Genomic DNA, 7,639 nt, shown 5'->3' with positions numbered 1-7,639 from the left:
CCGCACTCCGCTAATCTACGCCGCGAGGTGTGCCAAATGTTCTGACGACGGACAAAACGTTAATCCGCTGGCCCGACACACCACTTCCCATCCATTTGAAACACATGTCCGACACCAACGGCGCGAGCAGAAAACCCGACCCGCCAACCCACAAGCGCGGGCGGCTCTCGACGCCCTCTCGCGCGACATCTTGGCTTGCTGGCGTGATCTGGGGGGTATTCACATGCAGATCGGGCGCAAATATCCCTATTTCGAAAGCCGCCTGCCCAATACGCAAAAGATGCTTCAGAACCTCAAGGCGCTTTGCGACCCTGACGCGATCTTGAACCCGGGTGTCGTGTTGCCGGTTGAGCCAGATCAACATGCCACTGAACCGGCGCCGACAAATGGATTTTCCTAAAGCGCCCGCACCAAATGCCCCTTAGGGGCATCCCGTCGCCAGCGTGATTTGTCATCAAAGGAGGAGGCCTATGACACTTCTAAAATCATCCCTTCAGATGCTTGGTGCGGTCATTGCCGCTATGGCGCTGGCCGGGCCCGCTTACGCAGCACCAGAAACGATTTCCGTTGCGTTGCCCGGCGATTTTCCCTCGCTCATTCCCAGCGCGGACAGCTCGCCCATGGGTTTCAACTACAGGTTGAACGTCTTCGATCAACTCACTGAAATCAATCCCGATGGCTCTGTAGCACCACGCCTTGCAACAGATTGGTCGGTATCGGAAGATTTACTAACCTGGACGTTTACGATCCGGAACGATGCAACCTTCCACGATGGTGCGCCGGTGACCGCGCGCGACGTCGAGTACACAACGCGCCAAATTCTCGATAACCCTCAGTCGCCTACCCGCACGTTTCTCAGCCTGGTCGAGAACGTCGAAGCCACTAACGAGAATACCGTCGTTTTCACACTCAACCAGCCTTACGCCATCTTCGAGCGCCAGATCAGCTTCATCAGCATCATCTCCGAAGCGTACCATAAGGAAGTCGGCGACGAAGGGTACGCCTCCCATCCCATTGGTAGCGGCCCATATAAGTTCGTGGAATGGGTGAGAGACGACCGGCTCGAACTCGAAGCAAACGAGGATTACTGGCGAGGCGCACCGGCGATCAAGTCCGCTGTCTTCCGCCCAATCCCAGCCGATGCCAGCCGGGCAACAGCGCTAGCTTCGGGTGGCGTGGACTTGGTGACATCTCTGCCCCCTTCCCTGGTCGCGTCTTTGGACGCAACGCCTGGGATCGAAACCGGCGTGGCACCAGGATCGCGGGTGATTTTTGTTGGTTTCAACGTCAACATTCCTCCACTCGATAGTCCCGAAATCCGAGAGGCAATAGATCTTGCCATCAATCGCCAGGCCATCACCGAACAATTACTTCGGGGCATGGGGGCGCCCTCCAGCATGATGGTTCCGCCAAACAATGTTGGCTACAATCCCGACCTTGAACCGGTCCAACAGGACATGGCTCGAGCGCAAGAACTGGTCATCCAGTCGGGCTATGGTGGGGAAGCGATCTCCATCGAATATCCTTCCAACAATATCGTAATGGCCAATGAAACGGTTCAGGCTATTGCCGGTTATCTGACCGAGGCCGGCTTGAACGTCGACATTCAACCATCCGAGTTCACTGCGTTTTTCCCCAAATGGGCCCAAACGCAGATGGACGGCATGTATATGTTTGCCTACGGCTCGTCCCAGTATCATGCCGATACGATCTTGACGGCGATGTACGAAGAAGGATCGCGCATCTACAAGATCAACGAAGAGATAGATGCCATGGTCAAAGAGCAACGGAAAATCATTGATCAGGCCGAGCAGACCGAGGTCATTGGCAAAATCTTTCAGATTGCGGCCCAGGACCGCTACAACATTCCAATCTACCAGGAATACAATGCCTATGGCATGATTGAAGGCCTTGGATATGAGCCTTGGCCAGATGGGTTTGTGCGGCTCTACGACTTCCAATAACGATCCGACATCGACGGCTCGCGCCGACAGGTCGGCGCGAGCGCATTTTCCCGAACTTTGAAGGAAACAACGTGCTCGACGTGCCTATGTTTGCCGGCCAAATTCCGATCGAAAACACCGCGCTCATCGTTATTGATATGCAAAAGGGATTTTTTGACAGCACCTGCTCGCTGGGTCAGGTCGGTATGGATATTGAGCCGTTGCGTAACGCCATTCCCGGCACCCTTCAAGCTGTCAGATCGGCACGCGAGGCGGGTATACCCGTCATTTTCACACGCTTTGTCTATGCCCCCGACATGATCGACTTTCCCCGCCATCGTCGCGCGCGCAACGCCCGTCGCATTGAGTTGCTTTCGCTTGCCCAAGAGCAGGCTGAGGTCGACCTCATCGAAGAGCTTGCCGTCATGCCAAATGAGCTCGTCATCGACAAGAGCCGGCCGAGCTCATTTTACGGGACGCGGCTCGAGCCGATCCTGACATCGTTGGGCATTAAAAATCTCGTGGTGTGTGGCATCACAACAAGCATTTGTGTGGAAACCACTGTCCGCGATGCAGGACAGCGCGACTATTGGACCTTTGTGATCCGGGATGCCGTTGCCGAAGTCGACCCGGGCCGACACCATTATTCGCTCTACAACATGGCATGGTCATTCGCCGAGGTGACCGACGTAAGCGCTCTGCATCAATCATGGTCAGCGAACTAAATCTCGGTTGGTGTCCATATTCTTGAAACGCAGGCTCTTGCGGCCTGCCGATGCTCATCCAGACGTGATCATCATGAGAGGGCTATAGAGTATACAACGCTGTCATCTTCGCCCGGCACGGCGCGCCAACATTCCCCTCATTCCGAATAAACGTGCGAACTTATCGATCAGGGCGTCGTGTTTGGAGCCGGAGAACTAACTCGCTGCGCGGGAGGGTGCGCGCGGTGGTGTAACGGCAAAGCACCGGTCCGTCACGGCTTGATTGAGGATCGCCTGGTTCGGGCGTTCCCTTTTGGCTCCTTCAACACAGGAGCCGAACGATGATCATGCCTCTTCCCAATAGCCTTGTCAGCCCGCTGCGACAGAAGCTGATCGACGACATGAACATGCGCCACTTCTAGGCAAATAATTGAGAACGCCAGCTGCAGTGTGGACGTCCGCTTTTAGGACGGCGCCGCACATGCATGAACGGCCAAAATGGGGGCGCGCTGCCGCCGAAGTTCGTGGCTAGGTGAAGGTCGGCTTTCGCGGCGTAGTCGCCCGAAAGCTGCCAGTCCGTCCCCTGAAGAGTTTCGGCTGCCGGTAGGCGCCCGAAAGTCCGGGAAGAATGAACGCGCGAGCCCCGAGCTGGACGCTATGGGTTTTTCTGGATTTAGGCGGTTCGGGGGCCGACGGCAGGCGGTGGCGGAGAGGTCGCGTCTGGGGTGCGTGGTGCGACGTTGGGGTCGTTGAGCTGGAACTTGCCGCGGCCGACGTGGCTGAGTGTGGGGGTACTGACGATCCCTCCTTCGACCGGCGCGAGATATTGAGCGGGCCGAGACGGTAGCTTCGCAGTCTGGTCTGGTAACAGCTCATGCCGGGTCATGAACATTCTCCCGGGTTGATGGTCGCGACGTGGGCGGTGCCCGCGGCTGGCACCACGGTGCGAAGGTCTCGATGATGACCATGGTGCCGCCGCAGCAGGGGCAAGGCGGGCGCTGGTCTGATGTCTCTTTGACCGCCGGTTCTTCCGGTTCTGGTGCGACCCCAAGCATGTTGCGGGCCCTGGTGAGACTGTCCTTTCGGGTCGAGCCGGCGAGCAGTCCGTAGTGCCGGATTCGGTGGAAGCCGCGCGGCAAAACATGCAGCAGGAAGCGCCGAATGAACTCGTTAGCGGCAATGGTCATGACCTGCTGTCGATCGGCGCCCGAGCAACGGTAATTCTTGTAGCGGAAGGTGACGCTGGTCTGGTCGAAGGCAATAAGGCGGCTGTTCGAGATCGCCACGCGGTGGGTGTAGCGCGAGAGATAGGCGAGAACGGCTTCAGGCCCGGCGAAGGGCGCTTTGGCATAAACAACCCAACGCTTCCTTCGGGCCGGCGCAAGGTGGCGCAGGAAGACACGCCGGTCGCTGAGACCCGCCAGCTTGCCGAAGAAGACGAGCTTTCCAGCACCGTGGAGTTCGAGCAGCCGGGTCAGGAACAGGCGCCTGAACAGTGCCCCGAGCACCCGCACAGGAAGCAGGAAGGCCGGCCGCGACGATATCCATCGCCCAGCCAGTGTGAGGCCGCCACCGGGCACGATCATGTGGACGTGGGGGTGATGGGTCATGGCCGACCCCCATGTGTGGAGCACGGCGGTGATGCCGATGCGGGCGCCCAGGTGCCTTGGGTCGGCTGCGATCGTCAACATTGTCTGCGATGCCGCCTTGAACAGCAGGTCGTAGACCAGCGCCTTGTTGTGGAAGGCAATGTCGACAATCTCGGCGGGCAGCGTGAATACCACATGGAAGTAACCCACCGGCAGCAGGTGGGTCTCCTGGGCTTGCAGCCAGGCGCGTGCGGCAGCGCCCTGGCACCGGGGACAGTGCCGGTTGCGACAGGAGTTATAGGCGATCCGCTGGTGCCCGCAGTCAGAACAGGCTTCAACGTGGCCGCCGAGAGCTGCGGTGCGGCAGGTCTCGATCGCAGACATGACTTTGAGCTGGTCCAGGCTCAGATGCCCGGCATGGGCAGCGCGATAGGCAGGACCGGCCGTTCGGAAGATATCGGCGACCTCGATGGTGGTGCGCACCGCTCAGGGGTCGGGAGGCGCCTCCAATAGGACGAAGATGCCCAGCTTGTCGAGCGGACTGATGACGGACCGCACCGTGCGCGTGGCCACCTTTGTATAGAGCGCCGTCGTCTCAAGCTTGCTGTGCCCGAGCAGCACCTGGATGATCCGGACATCCACGCTGTCTTCCAGAAGATGGGTGGCAAAGCTGTGCCGCAGCGTATGCGGGCCGACGCGCCGGGTGATCCCGGCCGCCTGGGCTGCCTCGACCACGACGCGATAGAGTTGCCTGGTGCTGATCGGCTTGAGCGCATGCTGCCCAGGGAACAGCCAGCCGTCGCGATGCAGCACGCCTTGACGATGCCCGTCCTGCCACCACTGGCGCAATAGGGTGAGCAGGTCGGGCGAGAGCATAGCGTTGCGATATCGTCCGCCTTTGCCCCGCTCGACCCGGATCAGCATGCGCTCGCTGTCGATATCGCGCACCTTGAGCATCGCAACTTCGCCGACGCGCAATCCCGCACCGTAGGCAACCGACAGCGCGGCCTGGTGCTTGAGAGTGGTTGTTGCGTTGAGCAAGCGGGCGACCTCGTCGCGGCTTAAAACCATCGGGAGGTTACGGGGCCGGCTTACCCGCACCAGCTTGCGGGCCAGGTCGGGCCGATCAAGGGTATTGGTGAAAAAGAACCGCAGCGCCGACACCAGGCTGTTCATGGTGGGCACGGAAACACCGGCTTCGCTCTGGGCCAGTTGGAACTGGCGCACATCCTCGGTGGTCGCTGTGTCCGGCGGTCGCCGCAGGAAACTGGCGAAGCGCCCGACATCGCGAATATAGTTGCGCTGGGTCGCCATCGAGAAGTGGCGCATGTTCATATCGTCGATCAGCTTTTGGCGCAGTGCACTGACAGGGGTGTTGGAAAATGGCGTGGTCATCGTTGGGCTCCTGGGTTGAAGGAGCCAAAAGGAAATGCCCGAACCGAAAGAAGCTCAATCGTGCCGCAACGCCAGGGATCAGACCCCTATCTCACCGCGCACACTCATCCCGCGCCAGCGGGTTCGTTCTCCAACCCGAACGCGATGTTTGGAAGTGAACTTGTCGCCTTTGGCAGCGTTCGACCCCCGCTGTCGCAAGCGGTAAAATTTCGCGCATCGGAAAGCGGTCGTTGCCACGTTTCTATGCTGCATGCCTTAACTGCTGAACACCTCAACGGCCGCTGGAGAAAACCAGGAGCAATAAGGGGCATAAGATGCGTCGAGAGCGGCCAGCATGGCATCGAGCGAAGCCCGATCGAACATTTGGCCGTTGAAATACCGCCTCAATCTGGCTAGTGTTCGCGATATCCTCGAGTGGGTCGGCAGAGAGCAGGGCCAGATTGGCTCGCTTGCCGGTTTCGACCGTACCCGGTCCTCCGCTACTCCGAGTCATTCGGCTGGAACCGAGGTTGCTGCTTCCAAAGCATCCAATTCGCTCATATCAGCAGCCATCATTGCCCCGAGTTCCTCATGCAGCGACAGGTCTGGCGCCAAACCTGGGACGAAGGCCGCGTCGGTGCCAGCAAAAATGGTGACTCCTGCTTCAGAGGCCGCTCTGATCAGGCGTACGTTGAAATCGACAACGGCTTGCAGTTCGGCGATGCGTTCGGGAGACGTATTCTCGATATAGTGGTTCATTTCGAACCACAGCATCCTTTCGACTGGGTGGAGAGTTTCAAGTCCTGGGAAGGCGGCGACGAGACCGCCAATTGGCATGTCGTTTTGGAAGCTCCGAAAGGGCGGTCGAAATCAGTACACGAAGTGCGGGTGCGAACCATTGGTCTCAAAATTACCGCCTATTCGTTCCAGCATGACGGGGGAATGGTGCCTTGCGTTTCGCTAGGCGGAATCTTCTTTTTGCAGGCATGACGAGCGTGGCTCGCGCTGTCAATAAACTCACCCATTGTACTGGGAGGAGAAACGTCATGAAAAAAGCAGCCATTTTTGCTTTAAGCACCTTGATTGGCACAACGATTTCGGTCTCGGGGCCGCTGGCGCAGAATCTCGAGCCTTATCCGGTCGATACCGTTACGATCGTCGTGCCCTATGCGGCCGGCGGCGCGGGCGATACCGTGGGCCGCATCGTGGCGGACGAATTGAGCAAGAGGTTCGACGCCAACTTCATCGTCGAGAACGTTGGTGGCGCCAGCGGCACGATCGGGGCCGAACGCGTGGCGCGTGCGGCACCGGACGGCGGGACCCTGCTGCTTGCCGGCAACGCGATCATCACCACGGCGCCGCATCTGGCCCCGGTCGGCTTCGACCCGCTCAACGACCTGATGGCCATCGCCAATATCAGTGAAGCCTCGCGCATGCTGGTTTCCTCGAAGACGCTGCCGGTCACCAATTTCGAGGAATTCGTCGCCTATGGGCGCGAGCATCCGGGCGAACTCAATTTCGGTTCGGTGGGCGTGGGGTCGACCGGGCACATCGCGACCATGGATATACTGTTCAACGTGAGCATCGAAGCCAACCACATTCCCTATTCGGGCGCCGCGGAAGTGGTCCAGGCCGTGCTTTCGGGCGATGTGCAGTTCATGCTCGACGCGGCGGCCATTCCCCAGGCGCGCCAGGATACGGTGACGCCGCTGGCCGTCCCCGGCAATGCGCGCATGGAGGATTTCCCTGATGTGCCGACGCTGGCCGAAGCGGGCTATCCCTCGATCAGCGGCACGGGATTGCAGATGGTGATGGGACCGGCTGGAATCCCGGCCGAAATCACCACAGTTCTCGAACGCGCCCTGCAGGATGCCAGCAATTCGCCCGAGTTCACCGACATTCTTGTGCGGGCCGGCGTCACGCCGCGTTTCATGAGCGGAAGCGATCTGGGCGCGGCGTTGGAAGCGGAATACACCAATTATGACGAACTGCTCGCCACCATGGGCCTCAAGCAATAACGACGCTCCAT

Annotated in this window: 7 protein-coding genes; 4 read left to right on the top strand and 3 right to left on the bottom strand. The window is 59.4% G+C overall.

The features are described 5' to 3' along the window. From V4T21_RS18030 to V4T21_RS18020, 3 genes are all read left to right on the top strand, one after another. The coding region (locus V4T21_RS18030; RefSeq protein WP_332719486.1) for a hypothetical protein at positions 1-400 on the top strand (400 nt) is incomplete at its 5' end. Positions 401-470: 70 nt separating this feature from the next. Beyond that, the gene (locus V4T21_RS18025) at positions 471-1,964 is read left to right on the top strand and encodes an ABC transporter substrate-binding protein (protein WP_332719484.1); all 1,494 of its coding nucleotides are present in this window, start codon (positions 471-473) and stop codon (positions 1,962-1,964) included. A 71-nt stretch (positions 1,965-2,035) separates the two neighbouring features. Beyond that, positions 2,036-2,668, top strand: a complete 633-nt coding sequence (locus V4T21_RS18020) for a cysteine hydrolase family protein (RefSeq protein ID WP_332719482.1) — start codon at positions 2,036-2,038, stop codon at positions 2,666-2,668. Between the two features lie 851 nt (positions 2,669-3,519). Here V4T21_RS18020 and V4T21_RS18015 read toward each other — a convergent pair. The 3 genes from V4T21_RS18015 to V4T21_RS18005 form a co-directional block, all read right to left on the bottom strand. After that, the gene (locus V4T21_RS18015) at positions 3,520-4,719 is read right to left on the bottom strand and encodes an IS91 family transposase (protein ID WP_332719480.1); all 1,200 of its coding nucleotides are present in this window, start codon (positions 4,717-4,719) and stop codon (positions 3,520-3,522) included. 3 nt (positions 4,720-4,722) lie between these two features. After that, positions 4,723-5,631, bottom strand: a complete 909-nt coding sequence (locus tag V4T21_RS18010) for a tyrosine-type recombinase/integrase (protein WP_332719478.1) — start codon at positions 5,629-5,631, stop codon at positions 4,723-4,725. A gap of 489 nt (positions 5,632-6,120) precedes the next feature. After that, positions 6,121-6,369 (bottom strand): hypothetical protein, encoded by a 249-nt coding sequence (locus V4T21_RS18005; protein WP_332719476.1) that lies wholly within the window; start codon positions 6,367-6,369, stop codon positions 6,121-6,123. A gap of 287 nt (positions 6,370-6,656) precedes the next feature. Between V4T21_RS18005 and V4T21_RS18000 the strand changes: the two genes are divergently transcribed. Beyond that, positions 6,657-7,628, top strand: coding sequence for a Bug family tripartite tricarboxylate transporter substrate binding protein (locus V4T21_RS18000; protein ID WP_332719474.1), 972 nt, complete (start codon positions 6,657-6,659; stop codon positions 7,626-7,628). Positions 7,629-7,639 lie beyond the last annotated feature (11 nt).

This window comes from Pelagibacterium mangrovi, from assembly GCF_036662815.1.
Classification (GTDB): Bacteria; Pseudomonadota; Alphaproteobacteria; order Rhizobiales; family Devosiaceae; genus Pelagibacterium; species Pelagibacterium mangrovi.
The sequence above is the reverse complement of the archived record's forward strand: the minus strand, read 5'-3'. Positions and strand labels throughout refer to the sequence as shown.

What these genes read in the sequence shown, in the direction of transcription:
- V4T21_RS18025 (WP_332719484.1), top strand. Translation starts at nt 471, where the DNA reads ATGACACTTCTAAAATCATCCCTTCAGATGCTTGGTGCGGTCATTGCC.
- V4T21_RS18010 (WP_332719478.1), bottom strand. Translation starts at nt 5,631, where the DNA reads ATGACCACGCCATTTTCCAACACCCCTGTCAGTGCACTGCGCCAAAAG.
- V4T21_RS18005 (WP_332719476.1), bottom strand. Translation starts at nt 6,369, where the DNA reads ATGAACCACTATATCGAGAATACGTCTCCCGAACGCATCGCCGAACTG.
- V4T21_RS18000 (WP_332719474.1), top strand. Translation starts at nt 6,657, where the DNA reads ATGAAAAAAGCAGCCATTTTTGCTTTAAGCACCTTGATTGGCACAACG.